The sequence below is a fragment of the Cryobacterium sp. TMT2-4 genome (assembly GCF_004402575.1).
Lineage (GTDB): Bacteria > Actinomycetota > Actinomycetes > Actinomycetales > Microbacteriaceae > Cryobacterium > Cryobacterium sandaracinum.
The window spans coordinates 85283-105085 of the sequence record NZ_SOGE01000014.1 but is presented as its reverse complement, the minus strand read 5'-3'; the positions used below and the strand labels follow the sequence as shown (position 1 = coordinate 105085).

Sequence of the window (19803 nt, the reverse complement as noted above, 5' to 3'; positions counted from 1 at the left end):
GAGATTCACGATGACAGCCTATTTCTGTTCGGATGCCGGGGTGGCCGATTGGGAGGATAACAGCAGGTCCGTGTGCCGATCGGCGAGGTCGCTGACGGCGGATTCCAGGGCCGGGTCCTCGCCCCGGGCTAGACCCGCGTATTCGAGGCGCAGCGAGCCGTCCTGCTCCGGCACGGCCTTCACCCAGACCCGCCGACGTGGCACGAACAGTGACGTCAGCAGGCCGAGCAGGGCCAGAACGGCGAAGGACAGCACCCAGAGCTGGGTGGGGTCGTGGTGGATGTCGAACGAGGCAAACCGCAGCACCGAACCAGAGAAGTCCCCGTTCTGCGCCCCCGGGTTGGCGTCGTCGAAAGTGACGGACCCGAGGCCGTTCGGCAGTTCCCGGGTTTCCCCCGGCTTCAACTCGATCGACTCCACGCCGGTCTTGCCCCCGGTGAGCTGGGTCATCTTGTCGATGTCGAGCGAGTAGACCGACGTCGGCACGCCCGCGTCGAGCCCCAGGTCTCCCGAGTAGACGTTGAGGGTCAGCAGCGGGTATTCGAGGTCAGGGAAGGAGGAGAAGAAGGCCCCCGAATCCGCGGTGGCCTGGGTCGGGTAGAAGAAGCCGATCATGCCGAGTTGCTCGGCGAGCCCGTCGGGAACCTTGATCACGCCGAGGGAGGTGAGGTTGGCATCCTGCGGCAGGAACGGCACAGAGTCGGTGAAGACGACCACCCCGTTCGGGTCCTTTACGGTGAGGGTGGGGGCGTAGCCGTTGCCGAGCAGGTAGACGTCGGTGCCGCCGGTGCGGGCCGGCCCGTTCACCTTCACCTGGCTGGCCTCTGCGGCCTCACCCCGCGGGGTGATGGTGACCTCTGCTGTGAAGTCGATCGGCTGGCCGTAGGCCTTGAGGTTCTCCTCCTCGTAGGTGACGTCGAAGTTGTCGAGGGTGAGTTTATAGGGCGTGAGGCTGGTGTCGTTGAAGAACCGGCCGGGGTTGAACGAGTCGTAGGCCAGCAGGGTGTTCACGAAGGTCTGCCCTTCGACCAGTACACGTTGGCCGCTGAACCCGAAGCCGCCACCGAAACCGACGGTGATCAGGATGCCGACCAGGGCGAAGTGGAAGACCAGGTTGCCGGTTTCACGCAGGTAGCCGCGTTCGGCCGAGACCGAGGTCTCCCCGCGATTCTCGAAGACGGCCGCCCGGTAGCCGCTGGTCTTCAGAAGCCTGCGGGCGGACTCGACGGCGGCCTGGGCATCCGTGCCGGCCGGAGCGATGCGCGCCGTGAAGCCGGCCAGCCGGGACAGGCGGGCGGGGGTGCGCGGCGGCTTGGCCCGCAGCGCGAGGTAGTGGTGCTTGGTGCGCGGGATGACGCACCCGATCAGCGAGATGAACAGCAGCAGGTAGATGGCCGAGAACCACGCCGACGAGTAGACGTCGAACGCCTGAACCGTGTCGAGCAGCGGTGCGAGGTCGGGGTTGTCGGCGAAGTACTGGGTAACCCCGTTCGGGTCGGAGCTGCGCTGGGGTACCAGGGATCCCGGCACGGCGGCGATCGCGAGAAGCAGCAGAAGGAACAGCGCGGTGCGCATGTTCGTCAGCTGGCGCCAGAACCAGCGCAGCCAGCCTGCGAAGCCGAGGTGCGGTTGCACGATTCCCGCGGAGGCCGGGGCGTCGTAATGGTCAGATGGCCGGGACATAACTTCCGATCGTTCCTTGCAGGTCGAGGAGCCAGGCGTTCCACACGCCACTGACCATGAGCACGCCGATGAGAACGAGGAGGAGACCGCCAGACAGGTTGATAGCCCTGACGTGCCGTTTCAGGAAGGAAACGGCTCCGGTCGCCCAGCTGAGGCCGAGCGCGATGAGAAGGAACGGGATGCCCAGCCCGAGCGCGTAGAACAGGGCCAGCAGTCCCCCCTGCCAGGGAGAGCCCGTGGTCAGGCTGAGAGAGTTGATGGCCGTGAGCGTGGGGCCGGTGCAGGGGGTCCAGCCCACGGCGAAGACCGCGCCGAGCAGAGGAGCGCCGGCCAGGCCCATCCCCGGTCTCCAGGTTGCCTTCACGCTGCGCTGCGCGAAACCGAACTGGCCGACGAACACCAGGCCGAGCAGGATTACCACGACGCCGGCGATGCGGGTGATCGCATCTCGATACTGGTTCAGCCAGAATCCGGCAACCCCGAAAATGACACCGGTGAGCACGAAGACGAGGGTGAAGCCGAGGATGAACAACAGGACCCCGAGCAGCAGACGGTTGCGGCCCCGGCGGTCGCCGCGCGCGGGGGTCGAGCTGCCGTCGGTGAAGCCGCCGATGTAGGCCAGGTAGCCGGGCACGAGCGGGAGGATGCAGGGAGAGGCGAACGAGACGAGCCCGGCCAGCACGGCGATGGGAATGGCCAGGTAGAGCTGGCCGCTGAAGACGATCTCGCCGAAGGGGTTGTCCACGCCTACGAATCCTCGGCGATCGCGTCGCGCACGAGAGTTTCGAGGATGGAGGGCTCCGAGATCGCACCGAGGATGCGGGCCGCGACCCGGCCTGACCGGTCGAGCACCAGCGTGGTGGGAACGGCGTTGGGCGGGATGCTGCCGCTGAACGCGAGCTGCATGCTCCCGTTGTCGACGTCCATCACCGACGGGTAGGTGATGCCGAAGCTCTCGTTGAACGCGGTCGCGTTCGCGGCCTGGTCCCGCACGTTGACGCCGACCCAGTGGGCGTCCGTGCCGACGAATTCCTCGTTGAGTTTTTGCAGGGCCGGGGCTTCCGCCCGGCAGGGCGCGCAGCTGGCGTACCAGAAGTTGACCACGACGACCTCGCCGGCGTAGTCCTCGCTGGAGAGCGGGTCGCCGTTTTCGTCGGCGCCGCTCCAGGAGATGGGATCGCCGCGCTCGGCGGCCGGGATCTCGGTCCAGCTGCCGTCACCGGCGATGAAGCCCTTACTGCTGCCCTCGCGGTACTGTTCGGCGAGCGGGTCGGCGGAGCAGCCGGTCAGCAGTAGCGCCACGGCAACCAGAGCGGTGACGGCGGCGCGGGGACGAAGGTTCATACGGCTCCTACGTCCGAGGCGCCGACCTGCAGCGACAGGGCAGGGTTGGAGTAGCCGGTCTCGTCGGGGAAGCCGCCGGGCCAGGACAGGGTTGTGATGCTCGACAGGTCGCAGCGGCGTTTGCGCGGGTCGTGCGGCAAACGCTGCCGGGCCAGGGCGCGGTGCACCATCCAGATCGGAAGCTGGTGGCTGACGAGCACGACGTCGCCCTCGTCGACCGAGTTGCGGGCATCCTCGATCGCGGCGAGCATGCGCTTCGCGATCGAGTCGAACGGTTCGCCCCAGCTGGGACGCAGCGGGTTGATCAGCGCGTGCCAGCTGCGGGGATCGCGCAAGGCCCCGCCCGTGCCCCGCATCCGTTTGCCCTCGAAGAAATTGGTCGGCTCGATGATGCGCGGGTCGATGTCGACCAGAAGGGTGAAGGCAGCCGCGATCGGAGCGGCCGACTCCTGCGCACGCTGCAGCGGTGAGGAGATGATGCGGGCGACGGGGCGCCCGCGCTCCACCAGATCGGCGGCAGCCGCCTCGGCCATCTGAGCCCCCAGATCGGAGAGGCGGAATCCGGGCAGGCGTCCGTACAGAACGCGCTCGGGATTGAAAACCTCACCGTGCCGCACGAGATGTACCTGTCTGGCTACCACGTTCCCAGTCTACGGAGGGGGCACCCGCGAATACGCCGAGAGCCGTGCGGCTAAACTTGACCGGTGACTGAGCGCATAGTGATCAAGAACCTGGCCGCCCTCGACAACGGACCCGTGACGGTGTCCGGGTGGGTCGACACCGTCCGAGACCAGAAGAAGGTGCAGTTCGTCGTGCTGCGCGACGAATCCGGCGCGGTGCAGCTCGTGAACCCGCGCACCACGGATGCCGACGGCATTGTCGTCGCCGACGAACCGGCCACCACCATCTCCACCCTGTCGCAGGGCAGCTTCGTCACCGTCACCGGTGAGCTCAAGCACGACGAGCGCGTCAAGCTCGGCGGCATCGAAATCAAGCTCGCGACCCTCGAGGTCGTCACGGTCGCCATCCCCGAGACCCCGATCGCGGCCGACTCCAATCTGGACAAGCGCCTCGACTGGCGCTTCCTCGATCTGCGCCAGCCCAAGCAGAACCTGATCTTCCGCCTCCAGACCACCTTCGAGCACGCACTGCGCACGTACTGGATCGACAATGACTTCATTGAGCTGCACACCCCGAAGCTGATGGCCAGCGCGAGCGAGTCCCGCGCCGAGCTGTTCGAGGTGGAGTACTTCGACACCAAGGCCTACCTCGCGCAGAGCCCGCAGTTCTTCAAGCAGATGGCCCAGGCCGCCGGCTTCGGCAAAATCTTCGAGGTCGGACCGGCGTTCCGCGCCGACCCGTCGTTCACCAGCCGTCACTCCACCGAGTTCACCAGCGTCGACTCCGAGATCAGCTGGATCGACAGCCACGAAGACGTCATGCAGCTGCACGAAGAGCTGCTTGTCGCCGGATTCACGGCCGTCAAGGAGAAGCACGGCGACGAGGTCCTGGCCCTCTTCGGGGTCGAGGTCACCGTGCCCAGTACACCGTTCCCGCGCATCCCGCTGGCCGAGGCCAAGGAGATCGTCAAGACCCGCGGCTACGAGGTCCCGCGCGATGACGACGACATGGACCCCGAAGGCGAACGCCGGATCGCCGCCTACGTGCTCGAGACCTTCGGCCACGAGTTCGTCTTCCTCACCGACTACGCCTCAAGCATCCGGCCGTTCTACCACATGCGCCACGAGGGCGACGCGAGCATCACCAAGAGCTATGACCTGATCTTCAACGGCACCGAGATCTCCACTGGAGCGCAGCGCGAGCACCGCATCGACATTTTGGTCGAGCAGGCCAAGGAGAAGGGCATCGACCCCGAGGAGATCGAGGGCTACCTCGACTTCTTCCGCTACGGCGTTCCGTCGCACGGCGGGTTCGGCATGGGCCTCGCCCGGGTACTCATGCTGATGCTGCACCAGGCCAGCATCCGCGAGGTCACCTACCTGTTCCGCGGCCCGACGCGCCTCGAGCCGTAGCCGAACGGGCCGTAGCCGAACGGTCAGACGGCGACATCGACGGCCATCCTCGACGATACGACGGAACGGATGAAGGTTCCCGCCGCCTGGTGGGCGGGGTGCACCTGGTAGCGGTTGACGGCGTCCAGGTCGTCAAAGTCGGCGATCAGCACGACGTCCCAGTTGGAGCCGCCGGCGACGTCGAAACCCACCTGCAGCGAGCGGATCTCGTCGACGACGCCCACGAGCCCTTCCAGGCGGACCGCGATCCCGGCCGCGGCGGCGGCCTTCTGGACCGGGTCGGCCGGGGCTAGTTGCCAGGAGACGATGTGCCGGATCATTGCACGGCCAGAAGCGCCGTGCGCAGCCGCAGTGGATCGATGCGCCAGTAATTGTGCACCTTGCCGTTGAGCAGGAGCACCGGGATGTCCTCGACGTACAGGGCGTGCAGCTCGGCGTCGTCGAGAATCGAGCGCTCTTCGAGCACGATGTCGGGGGCGGACGGGTCGTCGGCGAGTTTGGTCACGACGCTGCCGACCAGATCCCGGGCGTCATCGCAGAGATGACAGCCGGGCTTGCCGACCAGGGTGAGGAGTGCAGTAGCCATTGCTCCAGCCTATGCTGGCTCGCCGACGCAACACGCAACTAGACTTGACCGCACACATGTCCGAAGACACCATCGCCCCCGCAATCGCGTTCTTCGACGTGGACAACACCCTCCTGCGCGGCGCCAGCCTGTACCACCTCGGTGTGGGTGCCTGGCGGCGACGACTGGTCACCGGCCGGGACCTGCTCTCCTTCGCCTGGAAACAGGCCCGATTCCTCTACGTCGGCGAAAACAGGATGCACCTCGCGAGCATCCGGGAGCGCGCGCTGGAAGTGGTCGTGGGCTACAGCCGGGACGAACTCGTCGCGCTCAGCACGGAGATCTTCGACGCCCGCCTCTTGCAGCGGCTCTGGCCGGAAACGGTCGCCGTCGCCCGTGCGCACCTCAAGGCCGGGCGCGAGGTCTGGCTCGTCTCCGCGACCGCCCAGGAGGTGGCCGACGTCATCGCCGAACGGCTGGGCCTCACTGGCGCGCTCGGTACCAGGCTCGAGGCCGTCGACGGAATTTTCACCGGCCGCCTCACCGAGGGTGTCTGCCACGGTGTCAGCAAGGCCGTCGCCGCCAACGCCCAGGCAGAGCGCAGCGGCGTCGACCTGGCCGTCTGCTGGGCCTACTCCGACTCCCACAACGACATTCCGTTGCTGGACCTGGTCGGCAATCCGGTGGTCGTGAATCCGGATGCCACGCTCCGCCGCTATGCCGCAGCCCGCCACTGGCCGGTGATGATCCTCAAACGCGGCAGCATCACGGCCGCCACCCGGGCAAGCAAAAAGCGCTAGACCCCAGGGGCCTAGCGCTTACGCCGGTAGCTATTTCAAACGGTCCAGAACCGTCTACTTCTTATTGCGACGCTGGTGGCGAGTCTTACGAAGCAGCTTGCGGTGCTTCTTCTTCGCCATACGCTTGCGTCGCTTCTTGATTACAGAACCCACACGGACCTCACAAAAGAATTGGTTTCGCCGCGGGATTCGCGACAGACACGGTAGATATCAGTCTACCGGAAAAACAACACTCTCCGACGCGGTGTGCGCATTCGGGCGCTCAAGCGCCGCCGACTAGTCGATTCTCCGCCATTTTCGGGGCTTCGCATCTTTGACCGCATGCGCCATTTGGTATGATGTCTCCGCAAAGGCCTTTCCGATGGCCGCGGCGAATGCCCGCTGTTCCACCTTCAAGCCCTCGGTCTCCTCGGTCGGCTCCTCGGCGGTGGCATCGAAGTCGACGCTGAGGAAGGGAATCAGCCAGTCTTCGATTTCCTCGAGCGGCGCGTAGTCAAGATGGTAATACCGGTGCTGACCGGCTTCTCTCACGCCCACCAGGCCCGCTTCGCGCAGCACCTTCAGGTGCTTCGAGATGGTTGGCTGGCTCAGGCCGAGCTTGTCGACGATGTCAGACACGCTCAGCTCTCCGCCGGCCGTGTTCGATTGGTTGTATCGCTCGAGGAGAATGCGTAGAATTTCGCGTCGGGTCGAATCCGCCACCACGCCGAAGATGTCTGCCATGCCTCAAGGCTACTCATTCCCGGTGGGGGATACCATGTCGACGGCCGTTCGTCGCGAGCAAGTCGGAGGTTTCAGTGCAGACACGGATGGCGGACTCCGCCTTCGCACCGCGTCCCACCAGTTGGTACGCCTGGTTGCGAGACTCAGTGGACGGTCTGGTCCGCAGCTCGCCGTCCCGATTCGCCATCCTCGTTTTCACCGCGCTGGTCCTGGTGTTCACCCTCCTATTCTCCCTGCCCATCGCCACGGCAGACCGCATCGTCACCCCGCTGCACGACGCCCTCTTCACCGCGGTGTCGGTGATCTGCGTGACCGGCCTAGCGACGGTGGACATGGCCACGCACTGGTCGGCCTTCGGCAATGTCCTGGTGGTGGTCGGTGTCAATATCGGCGGGGTCGGCGTGCTGACCCTCGCCTCCCTGATGGGAATGGTCATTTCCCGGCGCCTGGGCCTGCGCGCCCGGCTGATGGCCGCCAGTGACACAAACCCCTCCCGCATCCATGCCGGACCGGTCAATGAAGGACAGGCCGTTCGCCTGGGCGAGGTCGGCAACCTGCTCGTGACGGTCGCGATCAGCGCCTTCGTAATCGAGCTGGTCGTGGCTATCCTGCTCTTTCCGCGTATCCTCGCGGTCGGGACACCTGTCGGCGAGGCGCTCTGGCAGAGCGTGTACTACGCGGCCATGGCGTTCACCAACAGCGGCTTCTCCCCCAACGTCGGAGCTTTGGCCCCGTTCGCCAGCGACTACTGGTTCCTCAGCGCCTTGATGGTGGGCGCCTTCCTCGGCAGCCTGGGTTTCCCGGTGATCTACGCCCTCGTCCGGGGCTGGCATAGCCCCAGACGCTGGTCGCTGCACGTGAAACTGACCCTCTTCACGACCGTGGTGCTGCTCGTGGCCGGCGTTGCCGTGTACATCGCGCTCGAGTTCGACAACCCGAAGACGTTCGGGTCGCTGAACGTGGGCGACACGATCTTCCAGTCGCTCTTCCTGTCGATGATGACCCGGTCCGGCGGCTTCGCGACCATCGACATCAGCGACCTGCAGGGGGCGAGCCTGCTCGCCACGGACATGCTGATGTTCATCGGCGGCGGCTCCGCGTCGACCGCCGGCGGCATCAAGGTGACGACCCTTGCCATCCTCTTCCTCGCCGCCTTCGCCGAGGCCAGCGGACGAAGCCAGATGGAAGCGTTCGGCCGCCGGATCCCCAGCGACATCCTGAGGCTCGCGGTCAGCGTGGTGCTGTGGGGCGCCACGACGGTTGCCGTGTCCAGCATCCTGATCCTGCAGATCTCCAACGCGCCGTTCGACCAGGTGCTCTTCGATGTGATCTCCGCGTTCGCCACCTGCGGCCTGTCGACGGGCCTGACCGGCGAACTGCCTCCGGCCGGAGTGTATGTGCTGGCGGCAACCATGTTCATGGGCAGGATTGGTACAGTGACCCTCGCGGCTGCCCTCGCCGCGAGCCAGAGCAGGCAGTTGTTCTCCCGTCCGGAAGAGAGACCCATCGTTGGCTGACCGCTTCAAACACGACGCACCGGTGCTCGTGATCGGCCTCGGCCGGTTCGGCGCGGCCACCGCGGGGCAACTCGACCGGCTCGGACGGGATGTGCTCGCCGTCGACGACAGCGCGGTCCTCGTGCAGAAGTGGTCCGAACGCGTCACGCACGCGGTGCAGGCCGACGCCACCTCCCTGGAAGCGCTTCGCCAGATCGGCGCGCAGCAATTCTCGATCGCCGTCTGCGCCGTCGGCTCGTCCGTCGAGGCCAGTGTGCTGATCGCGGCGAATCTGGTCGACCTCGGGATCCCGCAGATCTGGGCGAAAGCGATCTCCAAGTCGCACGGCACGATCCTCGAGCGCATCGGGGTGAACCACGTCGTCTTCCCGGAGGCACAGGCAGGCGAACGCCTGGCGCACCTCGTCTCCGGACGCCTGCTCGACTTCATCGAATTCGACGACGACTTCGCCCTGGTCAAGATGATCCCGCCCAAGTCGATCCGGGGCCTGAACCTGACCGAATCCGGGCTGCGCCGCAAGTACAACGTCACCGTGGTCGGCGTGAAGAGCCCCGACCGCCCCTTCACCTACGCCACCGAGAAGACGGTCATCACCGACCAGGACCTGATCATCGTCTCCGGCACCGAGTCCGACATCGAGCGGTTCGCGTCGCTGGAGTTCTAGGGGCCTGGAGTTCTCATGGCCTGGAGTTCTAGTGGCCGGCGAGTTCGCGGGCCCGGGCGAGTGCGGCATCCGTCGCCCGGTCGAACAGGTCCTTGATCCCGCCCTTTTCCAGCTCCCACACGGCACGCTCGGTGGTGCCGCTCGGGCTTGTGACCTGGCGGCGCAGTTCCGTCGGGGACAGGTCGGATGCCACCAGCAGGCTCGTCGCACCGAGGAAGGTGCCGTTCACCATGACCGCGGCCTCCTCCGGGGTGAAACCCTTGGCGATCGCCGTGGCGGTGAGCTGCTCGATCAGGTAGAAAACGTAGGCCGGACCTGACCCGGAGATGGTGCTGAGGGCATCGAGCTTCTCCTCCGGCACGACCAGGACGTCGCCGACGGTGCCGAAGAGGGACCTCGCGAGCTCGAGATCGGTGTCGCTGGACCGCGTGCCGGCGCTCAGCCCGGTGACGGCCTTGCCGACGAGGGCCGGCGTGTTCGGCATCGAGCGGATGACCGACACGGATTCGGGCAGCGACGCCTCGAACGTGGCAATGGTGACGCCGGCGGCGACACTGATGACGAGCGTGCCCGGTTCGAGACTGTCGGCGATCTCGGCCAGCAGGTCGAGGACCATGACGGGCTTCACGGCGACGATCACGATGCGCGCGCCGGCAACGGCCTTGCGGTTGGCCGTGGGCTCGTCGGCGGTGGCCCAGGCGGTGACGCCGGGGATTCCTGCGAGTTCGTCGGCCTTCGCCGTGGAGCGGTTGGTTGCCCGGATGCCGCCCAGAACGGTCACATTCGGGTTCAGCAGCCCGGTCAGAACGGCCCTCGCCATCGATCCGGCGCCGAGGAACGCGATGGCGGGCAGTGTGGTGGTTGCAGTCGAAGTCATCCGACGAGTCTACTTTCGCCCCCTGTGCCGGGTCCGTCTGGTGTGCATTCTAGGATTGCCCCATGAGCACTTCTGGCGGGAACAAAGCAATCGTGGCGGCACTCCTCGCCAATCTGGGGATCGCGATCACGAAATTCGTAGCCTGGGCATTCTCCGGTTCCTCCTCGATGCTCGCCGAGGGCGTGCACTCCCTGGCCGACTCCGGAAATCAGGTGCTTCTGCTCATCGGCGGTCGCAAGGCCAAGCAGGAAGCCGACAAGGAGTATCCGTTCGGCTACGGCCGGGAACGCTACGTCTACGCGTTCGTGGTGTCGATCATCCTGTTCTCCGTCGGCGGCGTCTTCTCCCTTTACGAGGGTGTGCGGAAGCTGCAGGACCCGCACCCGCTCGACGTGCCGTGGCTGCCCATCGTGGTGCTGCTGGTCGCCATGGGCCTCAAGTCCTTCTCACTTCGCACCGCCATCCAGGAATCGAACCTCGTGCGCGGCAACCAAAGCTGGGTGCAGTTCGTGCGGCACGCGAAGGCGCCCGACTTGCCCGTCGTGCTGCTCGAAGACATCGCCGCTCTCGCCGGCCTGGTCTTCGCCTTCCTCGCCGTCGGCCTCACCATCATCACCGGCGAGCCCGTCTGGGACGCCATCGGCACCCTGTTCATCGGCGTACTGCTCGTCCTGGTCGCCGTGGTCCTCGGCGTAGAGACCAAGAGCCTCCTCGTCGGCGAAGGCGCCGGTAAAACGGATGCCGCGGCCATCGAGCGTGCCATCCTGGCCGGTCCGGAGACGCGCAAGATCATCCACCTCAAGACCCTTTACCTCGGCCCGGACGAACTGCTCGTCGCCGCCAAGATCGCCTTCGAGGCCGACAGCCATTTCTCCCATGTGGCAGCGGGCATCAACACCGTCGAAACCCGCATCCGCGAGGCCGTGCCGGCGGCCCGCGTCATCTACCTCGAGCCGGACCTGTTCTTCGACCCCAACCGCCGCACGCCGCCCACCGACACCATCGTCATCAAAGGCAGCGAGTGACCCGCACCGCGGTCGTCCTGCGCCACGATGACACGATCCACCTCGGCAACCTCGAACCGGTGCTGCGGGAGCACGGTTACTCCATTCGCTACGTCGACACGCTCAAGGAGGATGTGCGCGCCCTCGACCCGCGGGAAGCCGACCTGCTGGTCGTTCTCGGCGGCGAGATGGGGGTCTACGAGGCCGACGAGTTCCCCGCGCTGCACGCCGAGATCGACCTGCTCACGCAGCGGCTCGGCGCCTCTCTGCCCGTCTTCGGCGTGTGCCTGGGTGCGCAGCTGATGGCGAACGCCCTGGGCTCCCGCGTCTACCGCGGGCCGACGAACGAGATCGGCTACCGTTCCGTGGAGCCCACGAAGGCCGGGGCGACCTCCCCGCTGCGGCACGTCAGCGGCGTACCCGTCTTCCAGTGGCACAGCGACACGTTCGACCTGCCCGACGGGGTGACACGGCTCGCCGGGTCCCCCCAGTACGGCAATGAGGCCTTCGGGATCGGAGACTGGGCGCTGGCCGTGCAGTTCCACCCGGAGGTCACCGAGGAGATGCACGAGGTGTGGCTGGCGGCCTCGGAGGCGGAGGTGGCCGCCGAGGGCTTCGACGTGGGCGACCTGCGCCGCGAACGCGAACGTTACTCCAGCGGTATGCAGAACGCTTCCAGGTCCATGTTCAGCGAATGGCTCGACGGTCTGGGTCCGCGAAGAACGCCCTGAGCAGTTCCCCGCATTCGTCAGCGTCGACCTCGGCGTAGACCTCAGCGCGGTGATTGAGCCGGCGGTCACGCAGCACGTCGTAGACCGATCCGGAGGCGCCGGCCTTCTCGTCCCACGCGCCGAAAACCACGACCGGCACCCGTGCGGCCAGGATCGCGCCCGCGCACATCACGCAGGGCTCCAACGTCACCACCAGGGTGCAGCCGGTCAGGTGCCAGTCCCCCAGGGACGCGGCAGCGTGACGGATGGCGACGATCTCGGCGTGGCCGGTGGGATCCTGCAGCGCTTCGCGCTCGTTGCGTCCGCGGCCGATCACACGGCCGGACGGGTCCAGCACCACCGCACCGACGGGCACATCCCCCGTTTCGAGGGCAGCGCGGGCCTCGCAGAGCGCGAGCCGCATCCATTCGCTGTGCCGGCGATCGACCTCGCCCATCTACGTTCCCCTCCCCGACTAGTAGATTGAGCCTATGCGAGTCCACGTAGCCGACCACCCCCTGATCACCCACAAACTCACGGTACTCCGAGACAAGAACACGCCGTCGCCGATCTTCCGGTCACTTGTCGAAGAGCTGATGACCCTCCTCGCTTATGAGGGGACCCGCGGCGTGCGAGTCGAAGACGTGACCGTGCAGACCCCGGTCTCCGAGGCCCGCGGCGTGCAGATCAGCGACCCCAAGCCGCTCGTCGTGCCGATCCTCCGCGCCGGTCTGGGCATGCTCGAGGGCATGGTCAAACTGCTACCGACGGCAGAGGTCGGCTTCCTCGGCATGGCCCGCAACGAGGAGACCCTTCAGCCCGCCACCTACGCGGAGCGCCTGCCCGACGACCTCTCCGACCGCCAGTGCTTCGTGCTCGACCCGATGCTGGCCACGGGCGGTTCGCTGATCGCAGCCATCCAGTTCCTCTTCGACCGCGGCGCCGTCGATGTCACGGCCATCTGCATCCTCGCCGCGCCTGAGGGGCTCGCCGCGGTCGAGAAGGCCCTCGAGGGCCGCGAAGTGACCATCGTTCTCGGTGCCGTCGACGACAAGCTTGACGAGCACGGATACATCGTTCCCGGCCTCGGTGACGCCGGCGACCGCCTCTACGGTTTGGTCTAGCTCTAGCGAGCACCAATTCCGTCGGGCGGCGGACACCGCAGGTCCTGCGACATGCCGGGCGCCAGTACCCGGCATATTCAAGAATCTTTGATGAAATCAAATTTCATCATGGAAACTTTCATGCTTTCGCGATCCGCGGTGGATTCTCCGATCCACCGCGGAGCCACCGAACGTGATGCGTGTCACACGGCGTCATCCTTGGTTGCAGAATTGACACACGCCGTAACAGTGGGCTTTACTCGCAACTATGACAACGAGCGCACGCCCCCAGACCTCCTTCGAGGCCCCCGGGACTGCCGGCATGGTGATGCCCGGCAGCTGCTGTGCGTGTTGCCGAATGTCCCGCTAAGCAGCGAACACCTCGCCGAGTTCCCGCCCCGCTGACTTCACGCGGCCGGCTGGTTGAACTCCGGAGCCCCTCTCGCTCCCTCCAGGCCTCACCGGCCGCACTTTTTCGAACCCGGAACAGCTCCTCAGCGTCGGGTTCACCTGCAGTACCCCAGCCAAGGATTACTCTCATGTCGCTTGCCCACATTGACACCGCCCGCTCGGCCCAGGCCGCACGCCTCGAACGCCAGGCCGTTCCGACGCCCGCCGCACCCCGCATCCGCGCCGTGCCCGAGGGCACTCAGGCCCGCGGCTTCGTTTTCTACGTCGGCATCGACGAGGCCACGGCCGCCGCGGCCGGGACCAGCCTCAGCCGCATCGTCGAGGCGCTCAAAGCCCTCACCGGAACCATCGCGCCGACCGCGGAGACTCATGCCGCCGTCGCACTGGCGCCCGCCGGAGCCGGTGGACGCGACGTCGACGTCGTGCGCCTCGCCCTGCAGGACCCGACTGCGCTGGCCCGGCACCGCACTGTGACAGACGACCCCGACCGCGCACTCGGCGGCGTCGTGGTGGACATCTCCCGTAAGCGAGTCATCCTCGACAACGAGACCGCGGCGCTCACCTACAAGGAATTCGAGCTGCTGCAGTACCTGGTGCTCCGCGAAGGCCGCACCATCGAGCGTGCCGAACTGATCGCCAAGCTGTGGAACGCCTCCGACGAGGAAGACGCGCCGAATGAGCGCACCATCGACGTGCACGTGCGTCGCCTGCGCGCCAAGCTCGGTCGCTACGAAGACATCGTGCGCACCGTGCGCGGGGTCGGCTACCGCTTCGACCGGCACGCCGACGTGTCGATCCGCCAATCGAGCACGCCGAGCCCGGACGTCTTCTAGCTTCCCGCTGTGTGAGTCCCGCCGCCGTGGGCGATGAGGGTTCGCCGATTGGGGTTTTTGGGGCCTTACAGCGACTCTCCTCGAACGAATTCGACGGAGATTCTGCCCAAATCGTCCCCGCAATACTCCGAAAAGCAGTTTCAGACCAGAATCTCCGTCGAATTGGTCCAACACCGGGCACGGCGCTCCGCCCGGGATGAACAACATCCACAAATTGCGGTCGGTTCTCGCCTTCCGGGAGCGACGCTGCAAAACAATTCGACGGCGATGGCGTGACAGAGGGCCGGTCGTAGTAGCTACGACCGGCCCTCTTCCCTTGCACCAAGAGTGTCCTGCAATCACATTTCGCGTCTTCCGCCACAGCAAACGGTTGACGCACTTCGAATATATAACGAACGCGTAACGAAGCGCCACTTGTTCGTCATTCTTTTTTTGTTCAAATCCCCACGAGTGGGGGAGGCGTCCCGATGCCGAGTCCCTATTCTTGGAGATCAAGGATATGTGGAGGCAGCGTGACCGATCGAGCCGTGGCCGTGGCCGCCTGGGAATCACTGTTTCGTGCCCAGGTTGCCATTATGCGCAGCCTGGCCGCCGATTTTCCGGCTCATGACATCTCGTTCAACGAGTACGACGTAATGTTCAACCTGTCCCGGGCCGCCGGGCGGCGCCTGCGGCTCCGCGATTTGAATCGGCAGGTGCTGTTGACCCAGCCGAGCGTGAGCCGTCTGGTCGACCGACTGGCCGCACGGGGCTATGTGCGGAAGCACACCGACCCTACTGACGGCCGCGGCGCCCTGATCGAACTGACGGATGCCGGCTTCGACCTGTTCCGCCGGGTCGCTGTCCAGCACATGGGCACCATCACCGACCGCATCGGCGACACGCTCGGCACCGACGAGCTCCTGCAACTCACCGCCCTCTGCGATCGCCTGCATGGCGAGGACTGACCTGCACCGCCCAGGTTGCGCCAGCCTTGACGGAACCCGGCGCGCCGCGTCTCGCTGCCCTGTGCAGGGGGCGCGAGCGGGCGTACGGTGATCCGCGAGGAGGAAATTCCCATGCATGCAGCACAGGGAGACCGGGTCGTCATCCGAGGAAAGACGGTAGAAGCACCGGACCGGCACGGTGAGATCGTGGAGGTTCGCGGGCTTGACGGCGAACCTCCCTACCTCGTGCGGTTCAGCGAAGGGCATGAGAGCATCCTGTTCCCCGGCACGGACTTCATGGTCGAGCACATCGAACCTCGCTAGCACAGAATGCCGGAGGGTACGGCACACGCATCCGGCCAGGTCAAGGGGGTACTGCGCCCACATCACCTGAGTCAACTTCGAAACACGCGTTGCAGATCGTGGCGGGTACAAGATCAGGAGCTTCAGCCATGAGAATCACGTGTCCTTTTTGCCACTCGACAGCTCGCCTGACGCCGGACCCGGTGCACGCCGCACACCGCGCCCTCCCCGTCTACGTGCTGACCTGCTTCGGCTGTGATCGCGCCAATGTGCGCCCCGAGTCGGCGCATCTGCCTCGGCCGGACCTGGCCGTTCGCTGATCCGGCGGCCGTCACTCCTCGGTCAGCGGGCGTCGAGGCGGCCGATCAGCTTGTGGGTCGCTGTCATGGCGCCGCCGAGCACGGCCGGTATACCGCCGCCGGGGTGCACCGATGCCCCCACCCGCCACAGCCACGGGCGTGCCCGGCTGGTGTACCCGGGGCGGTGGAACGGCCCGCTCTGCCAGAGCGGGTTGGTGGCGCCGTAGAGCGCACCACCGGTGGAGCCCCAGCCAGCGAAGTACCGCGGATCAAGCACGACGTGATCACGGAACAGCTCGCTGATCGGCCGGTCCAGGCCCACGGCGGCGCTGACCCGCGCGACCTCACGCGCCACCCACGGGCTGTCGAGGTCATAGCGGCGGCCGTCAGCGGGCGCGGTGAGAAGCACCGCCACGGTGGCCCGGTCGTTGGCATAGACCTCGTGCGGCCGGTAATAGTTCAGGAAGGCCATCGTCTGCTCGGGCACAGCCCCGGCATCGAGACTGCGGTGCAGGGCGGCCGGGTCGTCGGGCAACACCACGGAATGCGTGGCGGTGCCCTCCGGCAACGAGGTCTCAAGCACGGCATAGATGGCCACGCCGGAGCAGGACAGCTTCCGTGGCCGGACCGGCGGCACGCCGAGCAGCCCGTCGAGCACCCCACGGTCGAGCCCGCTCACGATCACGTCGGCCGGATGCGTCGTCGTCGCCGTGGTCACGAGCCCTTTCGACACGGCTGTGACGGGCTCGCTAATGCGCACGACCGCGCCGGCGTTCAACGCGAGCCGGTGCAATGCGAGCGGCAGCTCGTTCACACCGCCCTCGGGAACCCACACGCCGTCCCTGGCCATGATCGCCGGCATGCTCGCATACAGTGCGAGGGTCCGCCGGGGAGAGACACCGGCATTGAGGGTGTGGATGGCGATGACCTCACGCAGGCCTTCGGGCATCCAGCTCAGGCCGTCGAGAAAGCTGCGCGTGGTCAGGCGGGTGCCGTAGAGCCGAAACACGTTGCGTACGGCCGGCAGCGATGCCGGATCGGCCGGGTCGGCGGTCAGCATGCTCGTGAGTTGAGGCCCGAGGCCACCGTGTTCTTTTTCGAACCGGGTCCAGGCCGCGTGCCACGGGTGACCGGCGGGCACCGGCAGGACGGCGTCCGCTCCCCGGTAGAAGTACCGGCCCACCTCAGGCAGTCTCCGCAACGTCACCGCGGCCACCGCGGCGGCTTCGGCGGGAACAGAGCGGCGGGCGCCGAGCGCGTCGTAGCGGGCCAGCAGCTCCTCCCAGACCAGAGGGAAGGTGACCAGCGCCGGTCCGGTGTCCACGTGCTGCCCGTCGATTTCGAGTCGTCGGCTCTTTCCGCCGATCCAGTCGGAGCCCTCCAGCACCGTCACCGAATGGCCGGCGCGGGCCAGCAGCGCGGCGGCCGTGAGCCCGCCGACTCCCGCGCCGAGCACGACGATGCGCTGCGGGGTCAGGTTCGTCTTCCTGCGGGATCGTGTCATAGGAGCTCCTTGAGCAAAAAAACTGCCACGAGCTGGGCCCCGGCGACGGAACCTGCGACGTAGGGGAACGCGATCGAGTAGCGGTACATTCGGCGGGCCGTCATCGGCGTGGGGCTGCGCCCCAGCGACCCCACCAACCAGCCGGCGATGAGCGCATTCACCACGGCGACCGGCCAGTTGATCAGCGCGAAACCCGCGGTGGACAGGGCCCACCACGCGCCGCTCCACACCACGGAGCCGCGCGCGCCGAGATGAACGGCAGTGGTTTGAATTCCGGCTGCACGATCCTCGTCGATGTCCTGCACCGCGTCGTAGGTGTGCTTGGCCACACTCCACGCCATGAGTCCGATCGCCGCCGCCCAGACCGGTGACTCGCCGAGGGCGAGAGGCACGAAGACCAGCGGGAAAGCGTAGGCGGCATTACTGAGCGAGTCGAGGTAGCGCCGGGCTTTGAAACGCAGCGGGGGTGCCGAGTAGAAGATGAAGATCACCATGTACGCGGCGATCCAGGCGAGCGCCGCCGCCGGCAACGTAGCGAGGAAATACGCCACGAAAGGCGCGTTGGTCAGCACGACTCCGAGCACGATGGCGCGGGTTTCCGAGCCGAGGATGCGGGCCCCCTCGAGGCCACCCTTGCGGGCGTTCCGGGCATCCGTTTCCTGGTCGAAAATGTCGTTCACACCGTAGATCAGCAGGTTGAACGGCAGCGTCACCCAGAGGAGCAGCGGAACAATCTCCCACCGCCACAAATCCCCGACCAGCCACATGGCGATGACGGTGGTTCCGATGGTGTTGACCCAGAGCACCGGTCGGGAGATCTGAACCAGGCGGGTGAGCACTTTCTCACTCTATCGCTGCGAGAGACCGCGTTTTTTCGGGTGCCGACGCCCGTGCATTTCGGACAAACAGGAAACCCCCGCAATCTGCTGATTGCGGGGGTCCAGATGTGCGCCCGAAGGGATTCGAACCCCCAACCTTCTGATCCGTAGTCAGATGCTCTATCCGTTGAGCTACGAGCGCAGGCTGCCCAGAGCTAAGTACTCTCTGACAACTTGAAAACTATAGCAGTTATTCGGGGTGCTCCGGCGCGAGAACCGGACCCGAGGTGCGGATTCCGAGCCAGGAGGCGAGCCCGCCGGCGAACATCAAGCCCGCGACGACGACCATCACGCGCTGGAATCCCGGAACGTCGAGCGTAGTCCCGATGATCGTGCCGGCCAGAGCCACCGCGACTAGACCGGCCACCCGGGCGACGGCGTTGTTGATGGCCGAGCCGATGCCTGCCTGCTCGGGCCGGATGGAGCCGAGGACCGCGGAAGTGAGCGGCGCCACGGTGATGGCCAGGCCGAGGCCGATCACGACGACGGCCGGCACGACCTGCGACCAGAGCGCGATCGGCGGCACCGCCCCGAGTAGCAGCAGGAATCCGGCTCCTGCCACCATCGGGCCCACGGTCATAAACGCGCGCGGTCCGTAGCGGCCGGCCAGGGTGCCGAACAGGGTCGCGAAGAGCAGGAGCATGGCGGTCGCCGGGATGCCGGCGAAACCGGTTACGGTCGCCGAGAAGCCGCCGACCTGCTGCAGATAGAGCGTGAACACGAAGAAACCGAGGCCGAGGGCGGCGTAGAAACCGACCGTAGCGATGTTACCGACGCCGAAATTGCGGATCTTGAACAGGCTCAGGGGCATCATCGGATGCGGCGCGCGCGCCTCCCACCAGAGGAACCCCGCGAAGGCCAGCAGCCCGACGACAAGCGGCACGAACACGACCGGGCTGGCCCAGCCCAGCCGCCCCTGCTCGATCAGGGCGAAGACCGGACCGCCCAGCCCGAGCGCGGCCAGGCCGGCGCCCCACGCGTCGATGGGGGCCGCCGGACGGGTGCGCACCGGCTCGTCCAGGCCGGCCAGCAGCACCAGGGTAACCATGATGGGGATCACGTTGAGCCCGAAGATCAGGCGCCAGCTGAGCGTGTCCACCAGGATGCCGCCGAGCACCGGACCCATGATGCCCGCGATGCCCGTCCAGCCGGTCCAGGCCCCGATCGCTCGAGCCTGCGCCGCCCCCGAGAACGTCGAGGTGATGAGCGCCAGGGAGCTCGGCACGAGCAGAGCCGCCGCCACGCCCTGCAGCACTCGGGCCAGCACGAGCGCACTCCCCCAGGGTGCGACCGCGCACGCCAGCGAGGTGATCCCGAACCAGACCAGTCCGATTCGGAGCACCCGCACCCGGCCGAACGTGTCCGAGAGTGACCCGGCCACGAGGATCAGGGCGCCCAATGACAGCAGGTAGCCGTCGACCGCCCATTGTTGCAGCACCAGACCGCCGCCGAATTCCCGAGAAATCGCCGGCAGCGCGACCGTGACGATGGAGCCGTCCAGGAACGCCACGAACGACGCCAGAATGGCCACGATCAACACCCGATGCTCTTTGGAAATCACTCTCCCAGTTAACCCGACTCGCGGCCCGATCGAAGGCCCGATCCGGAGGGCGCGGGCCCCGGTGT

23 protein-coding genes and 1 tRNA gene are annotated in these 19803 nt (G+C 66.6%); 10 read left to right on the top strand and 14 right to left on the bottom strand.

Translation table 11 applies throughout. The features are described 5' to 3' along the window. Nucleotides 1–18: 18 nt before the first annotated feature. Genes E3O54_RS04205 through E3O54_RS04190 form a run of 4 tightly spaced genes read right to left on the bottom strand, consistent with a single transcriptional unit; the run spans nt 19 to nt 3668 of the window. Nucleotides 19–1683, bottom strand: a complete 1665-nt coding sequence (locus tag E3O54_RS04205; RefSeq protein WP_134401001.1) for a cytochrome c biogenesis protein ResB — start codon at nt 1681–1683, stop codon at nt 19–21. Next, complete coding sequence (locus tag E3O54_RS04200) at nt 1667–2428, bottom strand: cytochrome c biogenesis CcdA family protein (RefSeq protein WP_134342559.1); 762 nt, start codon at nt 2426–2428, stop codon at nt 1667–1669. The genes E3O54_RS04205 and E3O54_RS04200 overlap by 17 nt, the downstream gene beginning before the upstream one ends. Nucleotides 2429–2430: 2 nt before the next feature. Continuing rightward, complete coding sequence (locus E3O54_RS04195; protein WP_134342558.1) at nt 2431–3027, bottom strand: TlpA disulfide reductase family protein; 597 nt, start codon at nt 3025–3027, stop codon at nt 2431–2433. Continuing rightward, on the bottom strand, nt 3024–3668 hold the full coding sequence (locus tag E3O54_RS04190; RefSeq protein ID WP_134401000.1) for a histidine phosphatase family protein: 645 nt from the start codon (nt 3666–3668) through the stop codon (nt 3024–3026). Before E3O54_RS04190 ends, E3O54_RS04195 begins: the two co-directional genes overlap by 4 nt. A 78-nt stretch (nt 3669–3746) precedes the next feature. On the opposite strand from E3O54_RS04190, the gene aspS reads away from it, so the two are divergent. Beyond that, entirely contained in the window at nt 3747–5060 is a 1314-nt protein-coding gene (aspS, locus tag E3O54_RS04185; RefSeq protein ID WP_104100688.1) for an aspartate--tRNA(Asn) ligase, read from the top strand. A 23-nt stretch (nt 5061–5083) separates the two neighbouring features. Here aspS and E3O54_RS04180 read toward each other — a convergent pair whose 3' ends face one another. Continuing rightward, nucleotides 5084–5380: a Dabb family protein gene (locus E3O54_RS04180; RefSeq protein ID WP_104100687.1), complete on the bottom strand. Its 297-nt coding sequence runs from the start codon at nt 5378–5380 to the stop codon at nt 5084–5086. Beyond that, nucleotides 5377–5646, bottom strand: a complete 270-nt coding sequence (locus E3O54_RS04175) for a glutaredoxin family protein (protein ID WP_104100686.1) — start codon at nt 5644–5646, stop codon at nt 5377–5379. The genes E3O54_RS04180 and E3O54_RS04175 overlap by 4 nt, the downstream gene beginning before the upstream one ends. Nucleotides 5647–5702: 56 nt before the next feature. Here E3O54_RS04175 and E3O54_RS04170 point away from each other — a divergent pair, with 56 nt between their 5' ends. After that, nucleotides 5703–6425 carry an HAD family phosphatase gene (locus E3O54_RS04170; RefSeq protein WP_166805193.1) on the top strand — a complete coding sequence of 241 codons (723 nt, stop codon included), beginning with the start codon at nt 5703–5705 and terminating at the stop codon, nt 6423–6425. A gap of 54 nt (nt 6426–6479) precedes the next feature. Here the strand turns inward: E3O54_RS04170 and E3O54_RS04165 are convergent, their stop codons facing one another. Both E3O54_RS04165 and E3O54_RS04160 read right to left on the bottom strand, forming a co-directional pair. Further along, nucleotides 6480–6578 (bottom strand): 30S ribosomal protein bS22, encoded by a 99-nt coding sequence (locus E3O54_RS04165; protein WP_003792170.1) that lies wholly within the window; start codon nt 6576–6578, stop codon nt 6480–6482. A 123-nt stretch (nt 6579–6701) separates the two neighbouring features. Next, entirely contained in the window at nt 6702–7148 is a 447-nt protein-coding gene (locus E3O54_RS04160) for a helix-turn-helix transcriptional regulator (RefSeq protein ID WP_104100684.1), read from the bottom strand. An 86-nt stretch (nt 7149–7234) separates the two neighbouring features. Here E3O54_RS04160 and E3O54_RS04155 point away from each other — a divergent pair, with 86 nt between their 5' ends. Next, the gene (locus tag E3O54_RS04155; protein ID WP_104100683.1) at nt 7235–8665 is read left to right on the top strand and encodes a TrkH family potassium uptake protein; all 1431 of its coding nucleotides are present in this window, start codon (nt 7235–7237) and stop codon (nt 8663–8665) included. Next, complete coding sequence (locus E3O54_RS04150) at nt 8658–9329, top strand: TrkA family potassium uptake protein (RefSeq protein ID WP_104100682.1); 672 nt, start codon at nt 8658–8660, stop codon at nt 9327–9329. Before E3O54_RS04155 ends, E3O54_RS04150 begins: the two co-directional genes overlap by 8 nt. A 28-nt stretch (nt 9330–9357) precedes the next feature. Here the strand turns inward: E3O54_RS04150 and proC are convergent, their stop codons facing one another. Then, the gene (gene proC, locus E3O54_RS04145) at nt 9358–10206 is read right to left on the bottom strand and encodes a pyrroline-5-carboxylate reductase (RefSeq protein WP_104100681.1); all 849 of its coding nucleotides are present in this window, start codon (nt 10204–10206) and stop codon (nt 9358–9360) included. 62 nt (nt 10207–10268) lie between these two features. On the opposite strand from proC, the gene E3O54_RS04140 reads away from it, so the two are divergent. Continuing rightward, the gene (locus tag E3O54_RS04140; protein ID WP_104100680.1) at nt 10269–11231 is read left to right on the top strand and encodes a cation diffusion facilitator family transporter; all 963 of its coding nucleotides are present in this window, start codon (nt 10269–10271) and stop codon (nt 11229–11231) included. Further along, the gene (locus E3O54_RS04135; protein ID WP_104100679.1) at nt 11228–11941 is read left to right on the top strand and encodes a glutamine amidotransferase; all 714 of its coding nucleotides are present in this window, start codon (nt 11228–11230) and stop codon (nt 11939–11941) included. Before E3O54_RS04140 ends, E3O54_RS04135 begins: the two co-directional genes overlap by 4 nt. Here E3O54_RS04135 and tadA read toward each other — a convergent pair. Beyond that, entirely contained in the window at nt 11898–12377 is a 480-nt protein-coding gene (gene tadA, locus E3O54_RS04130; RefSeq protein WP_104100678.1) for a tRNA adenosine(34) deaminase TadA, read from the bottom strand. The genes E3O54_RS04135 and tadA overlap by 44 nt on opposite strands. A 34-nt stretch (nt 12378–12411) precedes the next feature. Between tadA and upp the strand changes: the two genes are divergently transcribed. From upp to E3O54_RS04110, 4 genes are all read left to right on the top strand, one after another. Next, entirely contained in the window at nt 12412–13044 is a 633-nt protein-coding gene (gene upp / locus E3O54_RS04125; protein WP_104100677.1) for a uracil phosphoribosyltransferase, read from the top strand. A gap of 518 nt (nt 13045–13562) precedes the next feature. Then, nucleotides 13563–14267 (top strand): winged helix-turn-helix domain-containing protein, encoded by a 705-nt coding sequence (locus tag E3O54_RS04120; protein WP_134400998.1) that lies wholly within the window; start codon nt 13563–13565, stop codon nt 14265–14267. Between the two features lie 467 nt (nt 14268–14734). Beyond that, nucleotides 14735–15214 (top strand): MarR family winged helix-turn-helix transcriptional regulator, encoded by a 480-nt coding sequence (locus E3O54_RS04115; protein WP_134400997.1) that lies wholly within the window; start codon nt 14735–14737, stop codon nt 15212–15214. Between the two features lie 111 nt (nt 15215–15325). Beyond that, nucleotides 15326–15517 carry a DUF1918 domain-containing protein gene (locus tag E3O54_RS04110; protein ID WP_134400996.1) on the top strand — a complete coding sequence of 64 codons (192 nt, stop codon included), beginning with the start codon at nt 15326–15328 and terminating at the stop codon, nt 15515–15517. A gap of 321 nt (nt 15518–15838) precedes the next feature. On the opposite strand, the gene E3O54_RS04105 is transcribed toward E3O54_RS04110, so the two are convergent. The 4 genes from E3O54_RS04105 to E3O54_RS04090 all read right to left on the bottom strand — a co-directional run bounded on the left by E3O54_RS04105 (nt 15839) and on the right by E3O54_RS04090 (nt 19738). Continuing rightward, complete coding sequence (locus tag E3O54_RS04105) at nt 15839–17299, bottom strand: NAD(P)/FAD-dependent oxidoreductase (protein ID WP_134400995.1); 1461 nt, start codon at nt 17297–17299, stop codon at nt 15839–15841. Then, nucleotides 17296–18138 (bottom strand): UbiA family prenyltransferase, encoded by an 843-nt coding sequence (locus tag E3O54_RS04100; RefSeq protein ID WP_104099158.1) that lies wholly within the window; start codon nt 18136–18138, stop codon nt 17296–17298. The genes E3O54_RS04105 and E3O54_RS04100 overlap by 4 nt, the downstream gene beginning before the upstream one ends. Nucleotides 18139–18246: 108 nt before the next feature. Further along, nucleotides 18247–18319 (bottom strand) — tRNA-Arg (locus tag E3O54_RS04095). A 48-nt stretch (nt 18320–18367) separates the two neighbouring features. Continuing rightward, nucleotides 18368–19738 (bottom strand): MFS transporter, encoded by a 1371-nt coding sequence (locus E3O54_RS04090; protein ID WP_134400994.1) that lies wholly within the window; start codon nt 19736–19738, stop codon nt 18368–18370. Nucleotides 19739–19803 lie beyond the last annotated feature (65 nt).